Raw genomic sequence first — 19,372 nt, 5'->3', positions numbered from 1 at the left:
TAGCGTTGCCGGACGTAGTCCAGCGCCTGCCAGCCCTTGAGGTGCTGGGTGCCCTTCTGGTAGACGGCCTGCGGCCCGAGGTAGCCCCCGCCGCCGCCGAACTGCTGGCGGGGATGCGCCGTGGCCTCCTGGTCAGCGACCTCTGGTACACGCGGGTCCTCGACCCGAAGACCCTGGTGGTCACCGGCCTGACGCGCAACGGGGTCTGGCTGGTCGAGGACGGGGTGGTCACCCGGGCGGTCCGCGACCTGCGCTTCACCGAGTCGTACCCGCGGGCCCTCGGGCCGGGCGCGGTGCTGGGCCTAGGGCGGCACGCGGTCCGACAGCCGGACCGGTTCGACGGTGTCTGGTGGGAGGCGCCGTCGCTGCGGCTCGCGTCGTGGAACTTCACCGGGGGTGCCTCCGGCTGACCCGTCCGCCGGGCGCCGGAGTCGTCGATGTCCAGTGAACTTCTTAACATCCGGACATCGATCATCGCCTGAGGGGTTTTCCCCGCCCCGGACACACGGGACACTCCCTTGCGCGGACGGCCCGCGGAGATCGGCGTAACGTGTGTCACTTAGCTGCGCCGTATCACCGGTGCGGTCGTTGGTGTGCGCATGACGTTGGCAAGCGGGTGCGGGTTCGCCGGTCCGGTTGCCTACCGGAACTTGATCCGCCGCCCGCGAGGGCCCCGTCAGGGAGACGACTCGAATGACATCAACGGCAACGAAGCCGGGAGGAGCGCGTCCGCGCGCCGCCATCGCGGCGAGGACGTTGCGCACGGACCGCTGGTGGGTTCAGCCCCTCATCATCGCCGCGATCCTGCTCTTCTTCATCGTCTACTCGACGATCCGCATCTTCATGGCGAAGTGGTACTACGTCGAGGACTACCACTACCTGACGCCGCTCTACTCGCCCTGCATCTCCAACGAGTGCGTACCGGGCTCGGCGCACTTCGGCACCCCGCTCGGCGACTTCCCGTTCTTCGTTCCGCTCGGGATCATCGCCTTCCCGATCGTCGCGGGCTTCCGGGTGACCTGCTACTACTACCGCAAGGCCGGCTACCGGTCGCTGTGGGCGTCCCCGCCGGCCTGCGCGGTCAACGAGCCACACAAGTCGTACAGCGGTGAGACCCGGTTCCCCCTGTTCGTCATGAACTGGCACCGCTACTTCTTCTACCTGGCGGCGCTGATCCTGCTGGTGAACATCTACGACGCCGTCCTGGCGTTCCGTGGGCCGGACGGCGGCTTCGGCTTCGGCCTGGGCACGCTGATCATCCTGGTCAACATCGTGGCGCTCGCCGGCTACACGGCCTCCTGCCACGCCTGCCGACACGTCATGGGCGGCCGTCTCAAGCACTTCTCGAAGAACCCGCTGCGGTACCGCCTGTGGACTTTCGTGTCGAAGCTGAACGTCCGGCACGGCACGTTCGCCATGACGTCGCTGTTCACGGTGATCTTCACCGACTTCTACATCATGGCCGTCTCCGCCGGCTGGTTCAGCGACCTGCGCTTCATCAACTAGAAGGCCCCTGACATGACAACTTCCTCGCGACCTGACACGGGTTCCACCACGCGAATCGAACGACACCACTACGACGTCGTCGTCATCGGGGCCGGCGGCGCCGGACTGCGGGCGGCGATCGAGGCCCGGCTCGCCGGCAAGAAGACCGCGATCATCTCGAAGTCGCTCTTCGGCAAGGCGCACACGGTGATGGCCGAGGGCGGCGCCGCCGCCGCGATGGGCAACGTCAACAGCCGGGACAACTGGCAGGTGCACTTCCGCGACACCATGCGCGGTGGCAAGTTCCTCAACAACTTCCGAATGGCGGAGCTGCACGCGAAGGAGTCGCCGCAGCGCATCTGGGAGCTGGAGACGTACGGCGCGCTGTTCGACCGTACGAAGGACGGCAGGATCTCGCAGCGCAACTTCGGTGGCCACGAGTACCCGCGTCTGGCGCACGTCGGCGACCGCACCGGCCTGGAGCTGATCCGCACCCTCCAGCAGAAGATCGTCTCCCTCCAGCAGGAGGACAAGCGGGACCTCGGCTCGTACGACGCCCGGATCAAGGTGTTCGCCGAGACGACGATCACCGAGCTGCTCCTGGACGGCGACCGGATCGCCGGCGCGTTCGGCTACTACCGGGAGTCCGGCGAGTTCGTCCTCTTCGAGGCGCCGGCCGTGGTGCTGGCCACCGGCGGTGTGGGCCGGTCCTACAAGGTCACCTCGAACTCCTGGGAGTACACGGGTGACGGGCACGCCCTGGCGCTGCGCGCCGGCGGGACCCTGATCAACATGGAGTTCCTCCAGTTCCACCCGACCGGCATGGTCTGGCCGCCCTCGGTGAAGGGCATCCTGGTCACCGAGTCGGTGCGTGGGGACGGCGGTGTCCTCAAGAACTCCGAGGGCAAGCGGTTCATGTTCGACTACGTCCCGGACGTCTTCCGCAAGCAGTACGCGGACAACGAGGCCGAGGCCGACCGCTGGTACAAGGACCCCGACAACAACCGGCGTCCCCCGGAGCTGCTCCCGCGTGACGAGGTCGCCCGCGCGATCAACAGCGAGGTCAAGGCCGGTCGGGGCACCCCCGCCGGCGGCGTCTACCTGGACATCGCCAGCCGCCTGCCCGCCGAGGAGATCCGCCGGCGCCTCCCGTCGATGTACCACCAGTTCAAGGAGCTGGCCGACGTCGACATCACCAAGGAGCCGATGGAGGTCGGGCCGACCTGCCACTACGTGATGGGTGGCGTGGAGGTCGACCCGGACTCGGGCGCCGCCTTCGGTCACGTCCGTGGGCTGTTCGCCGCGGGTGAGGTCTCCGGCGGCATGCACGGCTCCAACCGGCTCGGTGGCAACTCCCTGTCCGACCTGCTGGTCTTCGGCAAGCGGGCGGGTGGCCACGCCGCGTCGTACGCCGACGGCCTGAGCGGACGCCCGAAGGTGCCGGTGGCCGCGGTCGAGGCCGCGGTGGAGACGGCGCTGGCGCCGTTGCAGCGGGACACCGGCGAGAACCCGTACACGCTCCAGCAGGACCTCCAGGCGGTGATGGGCGACCTGGTCGGCATCATCCGGCGGGAGGGCGAGCTGGTGGACGCGCTCAACAGGCTGGCGGCGCTGCGCGAGCGGGTGGCCAAGGTGAGCGCGGCCGGCGGCCGGCGCTACAACCCCGGATGGCACCTCGCCCTGGACCTGCGCAACATGCTGGTGGTCTCGGAGTGCACCGCGAAGGCGGCGCTGGAGCGGCAGGAGTCCCGCGGCGGGCACACCCGCGAGGACCACCCGGCGATGGACCCGGCGTGGCGGCGGGTCAACCTGGTCTGCTCGCTGGAGGGCGACACCGTGCGCCTGGAGCGTAAGCCCCTGCCGAAGATGCGCTCGGAGCTGATCGGCCTCTTCGACCGAGCGGAGCTGGGCAAGTACCTGACCGACGAGGAACTGGCGGAGTTCGACGCCCTCATCGCCACCGACGCCGCCGCCGCTGACGCCGCCGCCGAGAAGGAGAACCTCTGATGGGTACGAAGCGCCAGTTCCGCATCTGGCGGGGCGACGAGAGCGGCGGCGACCTGCAGGACTACACGGTCGAGGTGAACGAGGGCGAGGTCGTCCTCGACGTGATCCACCGCCTGCAGGCCACCGACGCGCCGGATCTCGCCTGCCGGTGGAACTGCAAGGCCGGCAAGTGCGGCTCCTGCTCGATGGAGATCAACGGCAAGCCGAAGCTCAGCTGCATGACGCGGATGTCGACGTTCACCGAGGACGAGACGATCACGGTGACGCCCCTGCGGACCTTCCCGATCATCCGGGACCTGGTCACCGACGTGTCGTTCAACTACGAGAAGGCCCGGGAGACGCCGGCCTTCGCGCCGCCGCCGGGCGTCGCGCCGGGCGACTACCGCATGCAGCAGATGGACGTGGAGCGGTCGCAGGAGTTCCGCAAGTGCATCGAGTGCTTCCTGTGCCAGACCGTCTGCCACGTGGTCCGCGACCACGAGGAGAACAAGACAGCGTTCTCCGGGCCGCGCTACTTCATCCGGGCGGCCGAGCTGGACATGCACCCGCTGGACGCGCGGGACGACCGCAAGGAGTACGCGCAGGCCGAGCAGGGTCTCGGGTTCTGCAACATCACCAAGTGCTGCACGGAGGTCTGCCCCGAGCACATCAAGATCACCGACAACGGGATCATCCCCATGAAGGAGCGGGTCGTCGACCGCAAGTATGATCCCCTTGTGTGGCTTGGTAGCAAGATCTTCCGGAGGGGTCAGGTGCCTCAGACCAGCGTGACCAGCGGGCATTCCAGCGGCGCCGCGCACTCGGGCGGCGGTCCCGCCGGCGTGCACTCGCACGCGGGCGGTTCCCACGACCCGCGGGCGGAGGCGCAGGCGCAGGCGGGTGTCAACTGGCACCGCGAGGTGCCGCACCCGACGGCTCCGGCGGTCGACGACCGCGGCAAGCTGCCGCTGACGGAGCTCACCTTCGACCGCGCGGCGGCGCCCTCGCCGTTCGGCGACGACGTGACCTTCCCGTTGCCTCCGGAGCACCTGAACTTCGCCCACCCGGAGCAGGACAAGCACTGACGGGCACAGAACCACGACGGGGGCCGCGGCACACGCCGCCGGCCCCCGTTCCCGTTCCCCGGTGCGGCGCGGCGAGATCGCGCTCGAACCATGACGTAGTGGCCTCGCGGGCTTGTCGAGGCCACTACGTCTCTGTTCGTGCGTGATCGTGGCGCGGCTAGGGATGCGGCGGGGCTTCGAGGAGGGGGCGGAGGGCGGCGACGATGGGAGCGTCGGCGGGGAGCCAGGTGACCGAGTCGAGTTCGGCGGCGGAGAGCCAGCGCAGCGCCGAGTGCTCCAGGGCCTGCGGCTGGTCGTCGTGGAGCAGGCGGGCCGCGTACACCTTGAGCACGGATCGGCCGTGGGCCATCCGGACGTTGCGCCCGACCCGCTCGCCGACCTCCACGCGTACGGCGAGTTCCTCGGCGCACTCCCGGGCCAGCGCGGCGGTCTCGCTCTCGCCCGGCTCGACCTTCCCACCGGGGAACTCCCACATGCCCGCCACCTCGGGCGGCGCGGAACGGGCACAGGCGAGGACCCGCCCGTCTTTGATGATCGCCGCCCCGACGATGACCTTCAGGTCCCGTCGTTCGGCCTGCCTACCGCCGTTAGCCCGTTCGGTCCACACGGCCGTCCAGCGTGCCAGATCAATAGGCGGTTTGGGTACCGCGACCGACCGTCAGGTCAGGAGAACCCGGAAGTGTGGGCGTGGACACACCGTCTGCCCGACGACAGACTGTAGGACACCGACAAGACACGGGACGGCGACGATTTGGCCACAAGCCGGCAACGACGCCTGGGAGGTGCGGTGATGCGCGTGCTCTTCAGCGGCCGGGCCAAGCGCGACTATCTGAACGACGCTCTCACCTTACTCAACGGGTGGGTCCGCGAGGGAGAGCAGATCAGTCGGACCCTGGTGATCGACGATGCGCAGCACGCGGCTCTGACCGAGCGGGTCAAGGTGGTCGCCGACGCCCTGCGTGTCCGGCCGGAGATCAGCCGCCGGTCCGACCAGACCCGGATTCGCGTCGGCCACGGAAGCACCCCCCTCTCCGAGGGAGAGGTCCTGCTGGCGGCCCGCATCGAGGACGCGTACCGCGCGGTGACCGAGCACTGAGACGGGCGGGCGGCTGACGGAGGGCGCGGCCGCCTGAGAGGAACCTGGGAAAGCTGTGGTTTCCCTGAAAGGTGCGCGGGTACAGATTCGGCGCGGGAGCAGACAACCAGCCCGCAGAGAACTGAACCCCTGATTCGTTACTTTTCGGGAGATACCATGACGACGCCCACCGCCTCGAACCCGCGGCTGACCGACCACGAGCACGACGGTCACCACGACGGTCGCGACCTGCACCACCGCCACCTGCGTGGCGACGAGACCAAGCCGTCCTGGAAGACCACCGAACTGGCCGTCTACCTGCTGTCGGTCATCGGTGTCCTGATCGCCTCCAACGCCGTCGGCGACGGTGCCGCCGACAACGGCAGCGACTACTTCGCCGCCGACAAGGCCTGGTGGTACATCACCCTCCTGACCATCGGTTACCTGGTCAGCCGGGGCCTGGCCAAGTCGGGCAGCCGCACCCGCGACAACGACCCGCGCACCAGCCGGTAGTCGGCACGGCGCACGGGAGCCCCGCCGGCCGTCCGGCGGGGCTCCGCCGTGTCCGCCGGCGGATGGCTCGGTCAGCCGGCGACGTCCTGCGGGTACCAGCGAAGCTCCACCACGTTGCCGTCCGGATCACGCACGTAGAGCGAGGTGGCGTTGCCCCGCGCGCCGAACCGCCCGACCGGCCCCTCCACGACGGAGAAGATCCCCGACTCGACCACCGCCGCCCAGTCCAGCGGCTCGACCACCACGCAGAAGTGATCGACGTTGGACTCACCCCGATCCCGCCGGACGAGGTCGATGATGGTGCCGGCGTCGACGCGTACCGAGGGGAACGGCACCCGGCCGGCCCGCCACTCGTCGACGCGCACCGGGGTCAGGCCCAGCGGCCCGCAGTAGAAGTCGAGGGAGCGTTCGACGTCGGAGACGTTGAGCACGAGGTGGTCGAAGCCGGTGACGCGAACGGTTTCGGTGGTCATCAGAGGGCCTTCCGGTGGGGTGAGGGTGTCGTCATCATGATCCGCTTCCGTGCGATCCCGACCAAGCCGTGATCGGCACACGATCGTTGCCCCGGATTCAACGATGGAGCGCGCAGCTCGCCGGGGCCGCTGGCGCCCGGTGCCTAGCGTGGAACGCATGGCGAACGCGACGTACGACCGCAAGGAGCAGTTCCAGCAGATCCAGAGCGGCCTGCTCGACGGCGAGCAGATCATCGCCGTCTACGACGCCGTCGGGACCGGCACCGGATTCATCGGCCTGACCGACCGGCGCGTGATCATTCAGGACCGCTCGTTCGTCGGCAAGCGGTACGCGATCACCAGCATCCCGTACTCGAAGATCACCAGTGTCAGCGTGGTCAGCAACAAGTCCTGGGGCGGTTCGTTCTTCTCCACCGGCGCCATCGCGATCCACGTCGGCACGCACACGTACGAGGTGGAGTTCCGCGGCGACCAGAAGAGCCACCACGTGCACAACGTCATCCTGCACTACATCAGCTGACGGTAATGGGTTGCCGGTCTCGTCCCCCTCCGGTTGAGTGAGGTTCCGAAGGCCGAGTGGAGGGAGCAGACGATGAGGTACACGCCGAGGTCCGCCCAGGTAGGAATCCCCCACCGAACGGAATCGAGGCTTCGTGTCAACTCCCGCGACTCCGGCGCCCGAGGGCGCCACTGACCGCACCACCGACCGCACCACGTCGATCTTCGACGATCCCGGGCTCTTCGGCCGGCTCTGGGCCGACACCTACGACGGCCCCGGCAATCCGGATCCCGCTCCGGCGGTCGACCTCCTCGCCGACCTGGCCGGCGGCGGCCCGGTCCTGGAACTGGCGATCGGCACCGGCCGGGTCGCCCTCCCACTGGCCGCGCGCGGCCTGGCGGTCGACGGTGTCGAGGCGTCACCGGAGATGGTGGCGAAGATGCGCGCCAAGCCCGGCGGCGACCGGATCCCGGTCACCATCGGCGACATGGCCGACGTGCCGGTGCCCGGTCCGTACCGGCTGGCGTACCTGGTGTTCAACACCCTGTTCAACCTGGCCGAGGCCGAGCGGCAGGCGGACTGCCTCCGCAACGTCGCCCGGGTGCTCGCTCCCGGTGGCGCGTTCGTCGTCGAGGCGTTCGTGCCGGACCCGGCGGACTTCGACCGGGACGAACAGGTCCACATGCGGTCGGTGACCGAGGATTCGGCCACCATCCGCGTGCACCAGTACGACCGGGCGGCGCAGACGTTCGTCCGGCAGACCATCACGTTCGACCGTGCGGGGGTGCACCTGCGCCCGTTCGCGATGCGCTACCTCTGGCCGGACCAGATCGACGAGCTGGCTGAGCGGGCGGGTCTCCGCCTCGCCGACCGGTACGCCGACTGGCACCGGTCCCCCTTCACCACGAACAGCACGTCCCACGTGTCCGTCTACCGAAAGCCCTGACCGGGCAGCAGTTTCCGGGAAAGAGTGGCTATTCCTGCTCGGATTGCCACTCTTTCTCTGTTTCTGCTCGGGCGAGCAGGGCGCGGCGTTCGGCGCCCGTGTGGGCCTCCGCCGCCTGGCGGAACAGAGCGGCGGCCCGGTGACGGTCGCCCCGCCGGGCCGTCAGGTCCGCCTCGACGGCGACCGCCAGCGGGTACGCGTCCAGCCCCCCGCCGGCCCGCGCCGCCGAGAGCAGGGCCAGGCCCTCCGCCGGCCCGTACGCGTAGCCGTGCGCGACCGCCCGGTTCAGCTCGACCACCGGTGAGGGCTGCACCCGGGCCAACCGGTCGTACGCCTCGGCGATCGCGACCCAGTCGGTGGCCGCGGCGGACGGGGCGGTGGCGTGGTGCGCGGCGATCCGGGCCTGGAGGGCGTACGGGCCGTCCCCGGTCGCGCGGGACAGGGCGGCCAGCCCCTCGGCGATCGACGTGCGGTCCCAGCGGGCGCGGTCCTGCCGGTCCAGGGTGAGCAGGCTGCCCTCGGCGTCGCGCCGGGCGTCCCGCCGGGAGTGCTGGAGGAGGAACAGGGCCAGCAGCCCGGCGATCTCGGACCGCCCCGGCAGCAGCCGGTCAAGCAGCCGGGCCAGCCGGATCGCCTCGTCGGCGAAGGCCGGCTCGCCGTTCGCGTCGTAGCCTCGGGTGAAGAGCAGGTACAGCACGGCGAGCACCCCGGGAAGCCGCTCGGCGAGCATCGGCCCGCTCGGCACCCGGTAGGGGATGCCGGCGGTCGCGATCCGCGTCTTCGCCCTGGTGAGCCGGCGGGTCATCGTCGACTCCGTGACGAGGAAGGCCCGCGCGATGTCCGCCGTGGCGACCCCGCAGACCGTACGCAGGGTCAGCGCGACCCGCGCCTCCAGCGCGAGAGCCGGGTGGCAGCAGGTGAAGACGAGCCGCAGCCGGTCGTCCACGATCTCCCCCTCCCCCGACGGCGGCCCGTCATCCGGGCCGGTCAGCGCGAGCACCGCCAGCTCACGCAGCTTGCGTCGCTCGACGGTGGCCCGTCGGAGCACGTCGAGCGCCCGGTTGCGGGCGACCGTCATCAGCCAGCCACCCGGGTTGGCGGGCACGCCCTCCACCGGCCACCGCTGCCACGCGAGCGTCAACGCCTCCTGGGCGCAGTCCTCGGCCAGGGTCCAGTCCCCGGTGACCCGGATGAGTGCGGCGACGATCCGGGCGTACGACCCGGTGGCGGCGGTGGCGACGGCCTCCGCGGCCGTCGCCACCGCGCCCTGGTCAGGCATCCGGGTCCGCGAAGGGCCGCAGCTCGATCCGCCCCTGACGGGCCATCGGGTGGGTACGCGCAACCTCGATCGCCTCGTCCAGGTCCGCGCACTCCAGCAGGTCGAACCCCACGATCACCTCCTTGGTCTCGGTGAAGGGGCCATCGGAGACCAGCAGCTCACCGTTGCGGACGCGGACGGTGGTCGCGGCGGACGTCTCGGCCAGCACGTCGCCCGTCAGACGCCGGCCGCGGGCGTCGTTCTCGGCCACCCACTCCTCGACGTCGGGCCAGTCGGACCGGTCGGTGTCCGGCTCGGTGTCGCTGCAGACGAACATCATGTACTTCATCGTGTGCTCCTCTCGGGCCTGTTCACCACCATGACGAACGGCGGGCGGCCTTCCGGACAGTCCGGCGTGATCGAGTCTCCGGGTACGCCCAGGCATACTTGATCGCATGCCGCGCCGACTGTCCATCCGGGCCGTAGCCCGTACCGTGGCCGGTCCCCGGGGGCGGCGGTGGCGCCGCGCGCTGTTGGCGGCCGTGCTCGGCGCGGCGATCCTGACCGGTGCCACCGTGGCGAGCGCAGCGTGGGTCCGCGACGGCGCCGACGGGCGCATCTTCACCGAGGAGGCGGTACCCGAGGCGCCGGTCGCCCTGGTGCTGGGCACCCGGGTGTACCCGGACGGGACCCCGTCGCCGTTCCTCGTCGGCCGGTTGGAGGTCGCGTACCGGCTGTTCACCGCCGGCAAGGTCCGCGCCATCCTGGTGTCCGGCGACAACATGGAGGCGGACTACGACGAGCCGGGCGCGATGCGTCGCTGGCTGGTCGACCGGGGCGTACCGTCCGACAAGGTCGTGCAGGACCACGCGGGCTTCGACACGTACGACTCGTGCGCCCGCGCCAAGCGGATCTTCGGCGTGGACCGGGCGACGGTCGTGACGCAGACCTTCCACCTTCCGCGCGCCGTCACCGTGTGCCGGCGACTCGGCCTGGACGTCAACGGGGTGGGCGACGAGACGGCCCGGCAGCATGAGCGGACCTGGCGGATCAGCTCCAGCCGGGAGTACGGCGCCGGCGTCAAGGCCGCCTGGGACGTGCTGTGGGGCCGTGACCCCGTCCACCTGGGCCGCCGCGAGACGGGCATCGAGGACGCCCTGCGCGGCTGACTCCGTACTGATCGAAACGGATGCTTGCTAGGGGCGGCTGCGCCGATCAACGACCAACCGCTGTCCGGGGGACAGTCAGTCGCATCTGGACGTACGGCGCACCGAGCGGGCCGGGCCGCGATCGCCCGTCGGGCTCCCATCCGTGCCGTGCGTAGAACGACCGGGCGCGGGCGTTGCGCTCCCAGACCTCCAACAGTCCGGTTTGCAGTGCCGCCTCGGCGAGGTAGCTGACGAAGGCCGCATGCAGGGTGCTGCCGACGCCGTTGCCCCACCGGCCCGGCAGGACGTGGATCTGGTAGAGCTGGCCCACCGACCCGGCATCCTCGTCCGCCGAGTGCGGAGGGCCCATCGCGCCGATGCCGACGATCTCGCCGTCGGCGGTGGCGCACAGCACCCGTTTCACCGGCGATCGGATCGCCTCCGTCCAACCGTTCCGCTGTTCCCGCACCAGCGCCGGGTCACGGACGGCCTCCGGCGCGAGCCCACCCGCCTCGTAGTAGGCCAGCCGCGCCTGCGTGTGCACGTCGATGACGGACTCGAGATCGTCGAGGGTCGCCGTACGAACCCGCACCGGTCGACCGCCGAGGTCGGTCCCGGAAGGTCTGCTGGCGGCCGCGAAGACCCGCCCCAGGATCTGGTCGATGACGTCGTTCTTCGCCAGGCTGTAGTCACTGGGCCGCTCGGCGGTCTCGTGCGCCAGGCGCCGCTTGGTCGCCGCGTAGAGGTCCCGGTCCTTCGGATGCGAGCGGAGCCAGTCGCGAAGGAGCCGGTGGCGTGTCGGTTCGGGTGCGCCCTGCGGCCAGACGTGGAGATTGACGTCATCCGTCTTGCTGACGAGCATCCGGTGCCCGTGCCACCACGGCTCCCGAAGCACGAGGCGGTACCCGATCCCTTCGAGGGCGGGGACGTAGCGGGACTCGTCCGTCGTGTCCTCGAGGAGGAGGTCGATGTCGATGATGGGCTTGGCCGCCAGGCCGGGCACGGAGGTCGAACCCACGTGTTCGATGTCGAGGACCAGATCGCCCAGGACGGCACCGATCGCGGAACTGGCCGTGACGAACCGGTCCGCCCACGCCGGCTCGTAGTCCTCGATGACGACGGACCGCCAACCACGTGGCGGCTCTCCCACCAGTCCGGCGGCCAGTTGCTCCGGGCCGCCGTGGAAACGTTGGACGACCTCCTGCGGATACTCGGTCACGTCAACCTCCGGAAGAATCGAAGTCGGCCAGATTACGACACCACGGACCGGCGAGCGAGCGAGTCCGCGAATCAGTGCCGGCAGCAGGACGGCTCACCAGAGGTGAGCGCACGGCCGAATCGCGCTCCCACGTCTCCGTCTACCCTCACCCTGCCGGTTGCCAGCCGGTAACCGGTTGAGGAGGATCTGCTCATGGCGGTCAGACGAGTGGTACCGGACCTCAGGAGCACGTCGATGGAGGACGCCAAGGCCTTCTACACCGGCGTACTCGGGCTCGAGGTGGTCATGGATCACGGCTGGATCGTGACGCTGGCCGACCCGGAGAGACCCGGAGCGCAGTTGAGCCTCATGACCCATGACGCGACGGCGTCGGTCGTCCCCGTCGCCTCCATCGAGGTCGACGACGTCGACGCGAGCTACCGGGCGGCACGCGCCGCCGGGGCCGAGATCGTGCACGAGCTGACCGAGGAGCCGTGGGGCGTACGACGGTTCTTCGTGCGGGACCCCGACGGCCACGTGATCAACATCCTGGCCCACGACTAGGGCTCATGCTCCGGAAGCCGCTCTTCGTGCCATCGTCGCTCGTGATCGGGTCCGGCCTGTCCTCGATCTTCGCGGTGTCCCCGCTCTTCCCGACCTGACGGCTTGGTCCTGCTGCTCCCCCGCCCCCGGGAGCCAGGTTGATCCGCAACAAGCAAACGGAGGGGTGCACGTGCGCGGGGACGGTGCCGCACCACCAGCGAGACCGTGGGTCTCGGCGACCGCGAGACGGTCGTACGGTGGCTGCGCGACCTCCCGTCGGAACGAAACCAGACGGTGATCATCCACCGACCATGGGGATCGATGTGCGTGGTCGCCGACGGAGGTGACCCCGGGCCAGGTGAAGCACGTCCCTCGCCGCCGGGTCAGCGCGCGGCGACCGGACCGCCGAAGTCGGCCGCGTGGTCCCGAGCCCACTGGGCGTAGGTACGGGCGGGTCGCCCGGTCACCTCGGCCACCGTGGTCGTCACCGGCTCCGGCTCGGTGACCAGGCCGCGCCAGTAGGCGAGCGACGCGTCCACCAGAGCCGGATCACCGAAGACCGCAAGCAACTCCTCCCGCGCCTCGGCCTCCGACTGCTCCTCGAAGCGCACCGGTCGTCCGATCGCCTCCCCGATGAGGTGCGCCTGCTCGGCCTGGGTGACGGCCTCCGCCCCGGTCAGCGCGTACGCCCGGCCGGCGTGCCCCTCGCCGGTCAGCGCCCGCACCGCCACCTCGGCGATGTCCGCCTCGTGGATGAGCGAGCGCGCCGCCTCGGCGTACGGTGCTCGCACCACACCCTCGGCGCGGACCCGGTCGGCCCAGGCCAGCGTGTTCGTGGCGAACCCACCGCACCGCAGGAACGTCCAGTCCACACCCGACGCCTCCACCAGCCGCTCCACCGTGCCCCACACGCTGTCCGGCTGGTCCCCCGCCTGTAACGCGGAGAGGTAGACGACCCGGCGGGCGTGCCTGGTCACGGCCTCAACGGCAGCCGCCGCCCCGGCGGCCGAGAACGACGGCCAGAGCAGGAACACCGCCCCCACGTCGGCCACCGCAGCGGCCAGGGACTCCGGCGCGTCGAGGTCCCCCCGTGTGACCTCGACGTCGCCGGGCAGGTCGGCGGCGGGCGGGTCCCGGGTGAGAGCACGTACCGGCGCGTCGGCCCGCCGAAGCAGGGACACCACATGGCGGCCGACGTTTCCCGTCGCCCCGGTGACCAGAATCGTGTCTCGTCGCGTCATGGAAACGATCCTGGTAGCTGAAGTGCACTTGAGGTCAAGGCCGCCGGCGACACGGAAAGTCGGTGGACGGGCCGCCGATCCACGGCGGATCGTTGGCGACATGGAACAGGCGAGAATCTGGGACGCGGACACAGCCCGGCGCTACGACACACCAGGCACCGGCATGTTCGCGCCCGACGTACTGGGCCCGACCGTCGACCGACTCGCCGACCTGGCCGACGGTGGTTCAGCGCTGGAATTCGCCATCGGTACCGGGCGGGTGGCGATACCACTCGCCGAGCGCGGGGTGCCCGTGACCGGCATCGAGCTGTCCCCGGCGATGGTCGAGCGGCTGCGCACGAAGGTCGACGCCGACACGCTGCCGGTGGTCCTCGGCGACATGGCCACCACCGCCGCGCCCGGTGACCACACCCTCGTCTACCTGGTCTACAACACGATCGCCAACCTGCTCACGCAGGCCGAGCAGGTCGCCTGCTTCCGCAACGCCGCCCGGCACCTCCTGCCCGGCGGCCGGTTCGTGATCGAGCTGTGGGTTCCCGAGCTGCGCAAGCTCCCGCCCGGCCAGCAGGCCACCGTCTGGCACTGCGAATCCGGCTACATCGGACTGGACACCTACGACGTCCTGCACCAGCACGTCGTCTCGCACCACTTCCACTTCGACGGGAGCACGCAGGCCCAGCTGTTCCGCACTCCACACCGCTACATCTGGCCCGCCGAACTCGACCTCATGGCCCAGTTGGCGGGGTTCGGACTCGAGAGCCGGCACGCGAACTGGACCGGCGGCGAGTTCACGGCCGATTCCCGCTCGCACGTCTCCGTCTACCGCCTCCCGCCGGCCCACTGACGACCGCCGTCCCTCCGTCGTCACCCGGTCGCGCGCCAGGCCCGCAGCCGCCGGTAGGCCTCCAGGCCGTCCGGCACCCATGCCCAGTCGGTGAGTCGCCGTTCCAGCTCGTCCTCGGTCAAGAAGGCGTGCCAGTCGACCTCTTCGGGCTGCGGATGCACCGTCGACGGGCACCGCACCTCGTACACCGCGGACCACCAGGCGTGCTCCGGTGTCTCGTAGCGGAACCTGAACAGGGGCACCGGTGAGGGCAGCCCGGACACCCCCAGTTCCTCCTCAGCTTCGCGCAGCGCTGCCACGTCGTACGATTCGCCCGCACCGACCACGCCACCGACGAACATGTCGTGCAACGACGGAAAGACGAGCTTGCCCGCTGTCCGGCGGTGCACGAAGACACGTCCGGCAGCATCGCGCGCCAGCACGAACACGGCACGGTGCCGCAACCGCCGCGCGTACGCCTCGTCGCGCCGCGCCTGCCCCACCACGCGGTCCTGCTCGTCCACGACGTCCAGCAACTCGTCCGCGGAGCGCGTCGAATGATCCTCCACGCGAGGATCCAACCACCCCGTCGTCTGTGTCGGCCAGGAGGCACGTTGCCGGCGATGCATCCCTGTACCGTGACCTCGGGCGTCCACCGCCGACCGCCCACGGGTTGGGGTGCCGGTGATGTCGAGGGACGTGGACGACCTGCGCGGGGTCCCGGTCCGGCGGGTGCTCATCGTCGGAGGTCCCGGAAGCGGCAAGACGACGGTCGCGCGCACGGTCGCCGCTCGGCTCCGGCTCCCGCACCACGATCTGGACCGGTTGGCCTACGACCCTCCGGCGGCGCAGGCGGAGGCACCCTTCTGGCGGTGGGAGCGGGTCCGTGACGACCTCCGCCGCGAACGGGCAGCCGCACTCGCCGCAACCGAAGACTGGGTGGCGGAGGGGTTGTACGCCGGTTGGACCGCCGCACTGCGGGATGCCGCCGACGTGATCTTCTGGCTCGACCTGCCGACGCCGGTGACCATGTGGCGGGTCGTGCGGCGCGCGATCGCACACCGCTGTCGCGGCGGCCGTGACTGGGACATCCGGTCCGCCGTCCGGGTCGCCCGGGGCGCGCGCGCCTACCGGACCCGACCTTCCGCCACGGAGGACGACCTGCGGGAGCGAGATGGGGCGAACGGGACCCGGACCCTGGAGGCGTTCCTGAGGCCGGTCGCCCGTAAGGTCGTCCGCTGTCGTACGGACGAAGGGGTCCGCCGGGCGGTCGAGTCACTGAGCGGCGCAGACTCGGCATGATCTACCTGGGCCGCACCACAAGGTACGGCGACAGCATGTACGAACTCTTCGAGAAGCTGCCCTGCTGACCACCCGGCGCACAGTTCAGGGAGGGTCTGCCCATGGCCGTCAGACGAGTCGTCCCGGACCTCAGAAGCACGTCGATGAAGGAGGCCAAGGCCTTCTACACCGACGTCCTCGGGCTTGAGGTGGTCATGGATCACGGCTGGATCGTGACGCTGGCAGACCCGGAGCGACCCGGCGTGCAACTGAGCCTCATGACCCATGACCCATGACGCGACGGCGTCCGTCGTCCCGGTCGCCTCCGTCCAGGTCGACGACGTCGACGCGGCCTACCGGGCGGCACGCGCCGCCGGAGCCGAGATCGTGCACGAGCTGCCCCAGGGGCCGTGGGGCGTACGACGGTTCTTCGTCCGGGACCCCGACGGCCACGTGATCAACGTTCTGGCCCAGGACTAGGAACGTCTCTCGACGTTGTCGACCAGACCTCGCGAGTCCTCCTTGCCGTTCTCACAGCCTGGTGGAAGCAGAAGGGCTGAGCCACGATCCCGGTGCCCAGGGCAGCGAATCGACCTCGGCCGCGCATTTAGACGTTGAAGCGGAACTCCACCACGTCGCCGTCCTGCATCACGTACTCCTTGCCCTCGATGCGGACCTTGCCCGCCGCCTTCGCGGCGGCCATCGAACCGGCCGCGACCAGGTCGTCGTAGGAGACGACCTCGGCCTTGATGAAACCGCGCTGGAAGTCGGAGTGGATCACGCCCGCGGCCTCCGGCGCGGTCGCGCCGACCGGGACGGTCCAGGCCCGCGCCTCCTTGGGGCCGGCGGTGAGGTACGTCTGGAGCCCGAGTGTCCGGAAGCCCACCCGGACCAACTGGTCGAGGCCCGGCTCGTTCTGGCCGATCGACTCCAGCAGCTCGCGGGCCTCCTCCTCGGGCAGGTCCACCAGCTCCGACTCGATCTTGGCGTCCATGAAGACGGCTTCGGCGGGGGCGACCAGGGCGCGCAGCTCGTCGAGGAACGCGGCGTTGCCCAGCTCGGCCTCGTCGACGTTGAAGACGTACAGGAACGGCTTGGTGGTGAGCAGGTGCAGCTCGCGCAGGTGCTCCAGCTCGATGCCGGCACCGGCGGCGCCCGAGTACAGCGTCACGCCGGTGTCGAGCAGGTCGACCGCCTTCTTGGCGGCGGTCACCGCGGCGGCCCGGTCCTTGCGGAGCTTGGCCTCCTTCTCCAGCCGCGGGATCGCCTTCTCCAGGGTCTGGAGGTCGGCGAGGATCAGTTCGGTGTTGATCGTCTCGATGTCGTCGGCCGGGGACACCTTGCCGTCGACGTGCACCACGTTGGGGTCCGAGAAGGCGCGCACCACCTGGCAGATCGCCGAGGCGTCGCGGATGTTCGCCAGGAAGGCGTTGCCCCGCCCCTGCCCCTTGGAGGCCCCGCGCACCAGGCCGGCGATGTCGACGAACGACACCGGCGCGGGCAGGACCTTCTGGGAGCTGAAGATCTCGGCGAGCTTGGGCAGCCGCTCGTCCGGCAGCCCGACGACCCCGACGTTGGGCTCGATGGTGGCGAACGGGTAGTTCGCCGCGAGCACGTCGTTCTTGGTCAGCGCGTTGAACAGGGTGCTCTTGCCGACGTTGGGCAGGCCGACGATGCCGATGGTGAGACTCACGACGGGCCAGCTTACGCGCCTCCCCGTGGCCGCCGGGCGGGCAGGCCCGCGAAAAGCTGGTGACCTTGCTAGCGTCCGCCCGTGACCGAGAAGCTGCCCGAGCTGTACGCAGCTACTGGATGGGGCGTACCGGCGGCGAGTGGTCGACCAGCCACCAGAGCACGATCAGGCGGGAGCTGGGCCTGACCGGCCTGCCGCACACCCACCACGCCGGCGAGGACGCCGCCGAGCTCGCCCAGGTCTTCGACGCCGTACGCCGGGGGCGGGTCAGTCCAGCAGGCGAGGCGTGATCGGCGTCTCCGTCACACCGCCGTCGGCGCCGCGGCTGACCTCGTACGCCGAGACACCCGGACGGTCCGCGACCGCCTCGACCAGGCGCTGCCCCCGGTAGATCAGGCCGGTGCCGTCGTCGGTGCAGTGCGCGGTCGGGAGCGTGCCGTCGCCGACGAGCCGGTGCATCAGCGGCCGGCGCTGCTCCTCGCTGTCGTAGTGGACCCCGTTGCCGTACGGCAGCCAGCCCAGGCCGTCGGTGAATCCGCGCAGCGTCGTGCCGAAGCTGTCGGTGGCCCCGCCGGTGTGCCAGCAGATCGAGCCGGCGGACACGCCGCCGAGCACCACACCGGCCTCCCAGCACTCCCGCAGGATGTCGCCGAGGCCGTGCACCCGCCACACCGCGCAGAGATTCGCGACGCTGCCGCCGCCCACCCAGACGATGTCCTGGGCCAGCAGGTGGGCCCGGACGTCGTCGACGTTCGGCATGGGGAAGAGCGCCAGGTGCGTCATCCGGAAGCGGCTGCCGGCGAACGCCTCGTACACGCGGGTCAGGGTCGTCGGCTGGTCCCCCTCGGCCTGGTTGAGGAAGCAGATGCGCGGTTGCTCGCCGGCACGCGCCAGCTCGGCGGCGAGGTCGAAGACCGGGTTGACCCGTCGGGGTTCGCCGTGCCGGCGCGGAGCGTAGATGCCCATGCTGGTGGCGAGGATGCTCGGTTCGCTGGCGGGCACGGTCGTCCTTCCGTCGGTGGGGTCGCCCATCCTGCCGCAGCCACGGCGATCGGGTCCCGCCGGGCCGTGGGCCCGGTCACCCCTCCTGGCCGGTCACGGCGGCGAGGAGCGTACGCAGCAGCTCCGCGAGGCGTTCCTGGTCCTCGGGAGGCAGGGCGTCGAGCAGCGTGCGCTGCACGGCCAGTCCCGCGTCCGCCGCCTCCTCGACCAGCTCCCGACCGGCGTCGGTGAGGGTGACCTGCAGGCCCCGCCGGTCCGCCGGGTCGGGTGACCGCCGGACCAGCCCGGACCGCTCCAGCCGGTCCAGCCGGCCGGTCATGCCGCCGGAGGTGAGCATCAACGACGCGGTGAGGGCCTTCGGTGGAAGCGTGTAGGGGGCACCGGCTCGGCGCAGCGCCGCGAGCACGTCGAACTCGCCACGGGTGATGGACCAACGGGCGTACGTCCGCTCCTGGGCGTCGCCGACCAGCCGGGCCAGCCGGTAGATCCGCCCGAACACCGCCATCGGCTCCGGCCGCATCGAGGGGCGTTCCCTCCGCCACTGCTCGACGATTCCGTCCACGTCGTCCCGCTCCGCCACATCGGGATTGTGCCGCACGTCCCACTCCCGCTTTCCCTCGACGTCAAGTAGCTTGGCCCTAAGATACTTAGGGTCGAGCGAAAAGAGGAGAAGCGATGCGTACCCGCTCCGCCGACATCCTGCTCACCGCCGCGGCGCCGACGGCCTGGGGCACCACGTACCTGGTGACCAGCCAGTTGCTGCCACCGGACCGACCCCTCTGGTCGGGCGCGATCCGGGCCCTGCCGGCCGGCCTGCTGCTGCTCGCCCTGACCCGCCACCGCCCGCGTGGCTCCTGGTGGTGGCGCTCGGCCGTGCTCGGTGCGCTGAACATCGGCGCGTTCTTCCCCCTGCTGTTCCACGCCGCGTACCGCCTTCCGGGTGGGACCGCCGCCGTCCTCGGCGCGGTTCAGCCGCTGATCGTCGCCGGGCTGACGATGCTCGTACTCGCCGAACGCCCGCCACGCCGCACCCTGATCGCCGCCGTCGGCGCCCTCGCCGGGGTGGGTCTGGTGGTGCTCCGGCCGGATGCCGCGCTCGACGCCGGCGGCGTCGCCGCCGGGC

Annotated in this window: 26 protein-coding genes; 16 read left to right on the top strand and 10 right to left on the bottom strand. The window is 70.6% G+C overall.

What is annotated here, in order from left to right; genetic code table 11:
- The 4 genes from AB0I76_RS07410 to AB0I76_RS07395 all read left to right on the top strand — a co-directional run.
- Nucleotides 1–410 (top strand): metallopeptidase TldD-related protein (locus AB0I76_RS07410; RefSeq protein ID WP_357031144.1); only part of this gene is annotated, 410 nt, incomplete at its 5' end.
- A gap of 283 nt (nt 411–693) precedes the next feature.
- A complete protein-coding gene (locus AB0I76_RS07405) occupies nt 694–1,506 on the top strand; it encodes a hypothetical protein (protein WP_357031141.1) in 813 nt (270 codons plus the stop codon).
- Nucleotides 1,507–1,518: 12 nt separating this feature from the next.
- A complete protein-coding gene (locus AB0I76_RS07400) occupies nt 1,519–3,492 on the top strand; it encodes a fumarate reductase/succinate dehydrogenase flavoprotein subunit (protein WP_357031138.1) in 1,974 nt (657 codons plus the stop codon).
- Entirely contained in the window at nt 3,492–4,556 is a 1,065-nt protein-coding gene (locus AB0I76_RS07395; RefSeq protein WP_357031135.1) for a succinate dehydrogenase/fumarate reductase iron-sulfur subunit, read from the top strand. Before AB0I76_RS07400 ends, AB0I76_RS07395 begins: the two co-directional genes overlap by 1 nt.
- Nucleotides 4,557–4,713: 157 nt before the next feature.
- On the opposite strand, the gene AB0I76_RS07390 is transcribed toward AB0I76_RS07395, so the two are convergent.
- Nucleotides 4,714–5,163, bottom strand: coding sequence for a (deoxy)nucleoside triphosphate pyrophosphohydrolase (locus AB0I76_RS07390; protein WP_357031132.1), 450 nt, complete (start codon nt 5,161–5,163; stop codon nt 4,714–4,716).
- Nucleotides 5,164–5,346: 183 nt separating this feature from the next.
- Here AB0I76_RS07390 and AB0I76_RS07385 point away from each other — a divergent pair, with 183 nt between their 5' ends.
- Nucleotides 5,347–5,652: a 4a-hydroxytetrahydrobiopterin dehydratase gene (locus AB0I76_RS07385; RefSeq protein ID WP_357031129.1), complete on the top strand. Its 306-nt coding sequence runs from the start codon at nt 5,347–5,349 to the stop codon at nt 5,650–5,652.
- 156 nt (nt 5,653–5,808) lie between these two features.
- Complete coding sequence (locus AB0I76_RS07380) at nt 5,809–6,144, top strand: hypothetical protein (protein WP_357031126.1); 336 nt, start codon at nt 5,809–5,811, stop codon at nt 6,142–6,144.
- A gap of 71 nt (nt 6,145–6,215) precedes the next feature.
- On the opposite strand, the gene AB0I76_RS07375 is transcribed toward AB0I76_RS07380, so the two are convergent.
- Nucleotides 6,216–6,617: a VOC family protein gene (locus AB0I76_RS07375; RefSeq protein WP_357031123.1), complete on the bottom strand. Its 402-nt coding sequence runs from the start codon at nt 6,615–6,617 to the stop codon at nt 6,216–6,218.
- A 157-nt stretch (nt 6,618–6,774) separates the two neighbouring features.
- Here AB0I76_RS07375 and AB0I76_RS07370 point away from each other — a divergent pair, with 157 nt between their 5' ends.
- Nucleotides 6,775–7,137, top strand: a complete 363-nt coding sequence (locus tag AB0I76_RS07370) for a PH domain-containing protein (RefSeq protein ID WP_137776404.1) — start codon at nt 6,775–6,777, stop codon at nt 7,135–7,137.
- A gap of 199 nt (nt 7,138–7,336) precedes the next feature.
- On the top strand, nt 7,337–8,062 hold the full coding sequence (locus AB0I76_RS07365; RefSeq protein WP_357031147.1) for a class I SAM-dependent methyltransferase: 726 nt from the start codon (nt 7,337–7,339) through the stop codon (nt 8,060–8,062).
- Nucleotides 8,063–8,090: 28 nt separating this feature from the next.
- On the opposite strand, the gene AB0I76_RS07360 is transcribed toward AB0I76_RS07365, so the two are convergent.
- Nucleotides 8,091–9,341 carry a DUF6596 domain-containing protein gene (locus tag AB0I76_RS07360; protein ID WP_357031119.1) on the bottom strand — a complete coding sequence of 417 codons (1,251 nt, stop codon included), beginning with the start codon at nt 9,339–9,341 and terminating at the stop codon, nt 8,091–8,093.
- The gene (locus tag AB0I76_RS07355) at nt 9,334–9,669 is read right to left on the bottom strand and encodes a YciI family protein (RefSeq protein WP_357031116.1); all 336 of its coding nucleotides are present in this window, start codon (nt 9,667–9,669) and stop codon (nt 9,334–9,336) included. The genes AB0I76_RS07360 and AB0I76_RS07355 overlap by 8 nt, the downstream gene beginning before the upstream one ends.
- Before the next feature lie 106 nt (nt 9,670–9,775).
- On the opposite strand from AB0I76_RS07355, the gene AB0I76_RS07350 reads away from it, so the two are divergent.
- Nucleotides 9,776–10,489 (top strand): ElyC/SanA/YdcF family protein, encoded by a 714-nt coding sequence (locus AB0I76_RS07350; RefSeq protein ID WP_357031113.1) that lies wholly within the window; start codon nt 9,776–9,778, stop codon nt 10,487–10,489.
- 46 nt (nt 10,490–10,535) lie between these two features.
- Here the strand turns inward: AB0I76_RS07350 and AB0I76_RS07345 are convergent, their stop codons facing one another.
- Entirely contained in the window at nt 10,536–11,687 is a 1,152-nt protein-coding gene (locus AB0I76_RS07345) for a GNAT family N-acetyltransferase (protein ID WP_357031110.1), read from the bottom strand.
- Between the two features lie 192 nt (nt 11,688–11,879).
- Between AB0I76_RS07345 and AB0I76_RS07340 the strand changes: the two genes are divergently transcribed.
- Nucleotides 11,880–12,230, top strand: a complete 351-nt coding sequence (locus tag AB0I76_RS07340) for a VOC family protein (protein WP_357031107.1) — start codon at nt 11,880–11,882, stop codon at nt 12,228–12,230.
- A gap of 362 nt (nt 12,231–12,592) precedes the next feature.
- Here AB0I76_RS07340 and AB0I76_RS07335 read toward each other — a convergent pair whose 3' ends face one another.
- The gene (locus tag AB0I76_RS07335; protein WP_357031104.1) at nt 12,593–13,450 is read right to left on the bottom strand and encodes an NAD(P)H-binding protein; all 858 of its coding nucleotides are present in this window, start codon (nt 13,448–13,450) and stop codon (nt 12,593–12,595) included.
- A gap of 100 nt (nt 13,451–13,550) precedes the next feature.
- On the opposite strand from AB0I76_RS07335, the gene AB0I76_RS07330 reads away from it, so the two are divergent.
- Nucleotides 13,551–14,294: a class I SAM-dependent methyltransferase gene (locus tag AB0I76_RS07330; protein WP_357031102.1), complete on the top strand. Its 744-nt coding sequence runs from the start codon at nt 13,551–13,553 to the stop codon at nt 14,292–14,294.
- A 20-nt stretch (nt 14,295–14,314) separates the two neighbouring features.
- Here the strand turns inward: AB0I76_RS07330 and AB0I76_RS07325 are convergent, their stop codons facing one another.
- A complete protein-coding gene (locus tag AB0I76_RS07325; RefSeq protein WP_357031098.1) occupies nt 14,315–14,842 on the bottom strand; it encodes an NUDIX domain-containing protein in 528 nt (175 codons plus the stop codon).
- A gap of 118 nt (nt 14,843–14,960) precedes the next feature.
- On the opposite strand from AB0I76_RS07325, the gene AB0I76_RS07320 reads away from it, so the two are divergent.
- From AB0I76_RS07320 to AB0I76_RS07310, 3 genes are all read left to right on the top strand, one after another.
- A complete protein-coding gene (locus AB0I76_RS07320) occupies nt 14,961–15,575 on the top strand; it encodes a hypothetical protein (RefSeq protein WP_357031095.1) in 615 nt (204 codons plus the stop codon).
- Nucleotides 15,576–15,718: 143 nt separating this feature from the next.
- Entirely contained in the window at nt 15,719–15,850 is a 132-nt protein-coding gene (locus AB0I76_RS07315) for a hypothetical protein (RefSeq protein WP_357031092.1), read from the top strand.
- Nucleotides 15,840–16,034, top strand: coding sequence for a VOC family protein (locus AB0I76_RS07310; protein WP_357031089.1), 195 nt, complete (start codon nt 15,840–15,842; stop codon nt 16,032–16,034). Before AB0I76_RS07315 ends, AB0I76_RS07310 begins: the two co-directional genes overlap by 11 nt.
- A gap of 127 nt (nt 16,035–16,161) precedes the next feature.
- Here AB0I76_RS07310 and ychF read toward each other — a convergent pair whose 3' ends face one another.
- Nucleotides 16,162–17,247, bottom strand: coding sequence for a redox-regulated ATPase YchF (ychF, locus tag AB0I76_RS07305; RefSeq protein WP_357031086.1), 1,086 nt, complete (start codon nt 17,245–17,247; stop codon nt 16,162–16,164).
- 119 nt (nt 17,248–17,366) lie between these two features.
- Between ychF and AB0I76_RS07300 the strand changes: the two genes are divergently transcribed.
- Nucleotides 17,367–17,537 (top strand): hypothetical protein, encoded by a 171-nt coding sequence (locus tag AB0I76_RS07300; protein ID WP_357031083.1) that lies wholly within the window; start codon nt 17,367–17,369, stop codon nt 17,535–17,537.
- On the opposite strand, the gene AB0I76_RS07295 is transcribed toward AB0I76_RS07300, so the two are convergent.
- Nucleotides 17,515–18,279 carry a peptidase E gene (locus AB0I76_RS07295; protein ID WP_357031080.1) on the bottom strand — a complete coding sequence of 255 codons (765 nt, stop codon included), beginning with the start codon at nt 18,277–18,279 and terminating at the stop codon, nt 17,515–17,517. The genes AB0I76_RS07300 and AB0I76_RS07295 overlap by 23 nt on opposite strands.
- Nucleotides 18,280–18,325: 46 nt before the next feature.
- The gene (locus tag AB0I76_RS07290) at nt 18,326–18,847 is read right to left on the bottom strand and encodes a MarR family transcriptional regulator (RefSeq protein WP_357031077.1); all 522 of its coding nucleotides are present in this window, start codon (nt 18,845–18,847) and stop codon (nt 18,326–18,328) included.
- Nucleotides 18,848–18,924: 77 nt separating this feature from the next.
- Here AB0I76_RS07290 and AB0I76_RS07285 point away from each other — a divergent pair.
- The coding region (locus AB0I76_RS07285) for an EamA family transporter (RefSeq protein ID WP_357031075.1) at nt 18,925–19,372 on the top strand (448 nt) is incomplete at its 3' end.

The sequence above is a fragment of the Micromonospora sp. NPDC049799 genome, assembly GCF_040656655.1.
Taxonomy (GTDB): domain Bacteria; phylum Actinomycetota; class Actinomycetes; order Mycobacteriales; family Micromonosporaceae; genus Micromonospora.
Note: the sequence above shows the minus strand (reverse complement) of the source record. Positions and strands in the feature narration are given on the sequence as shown.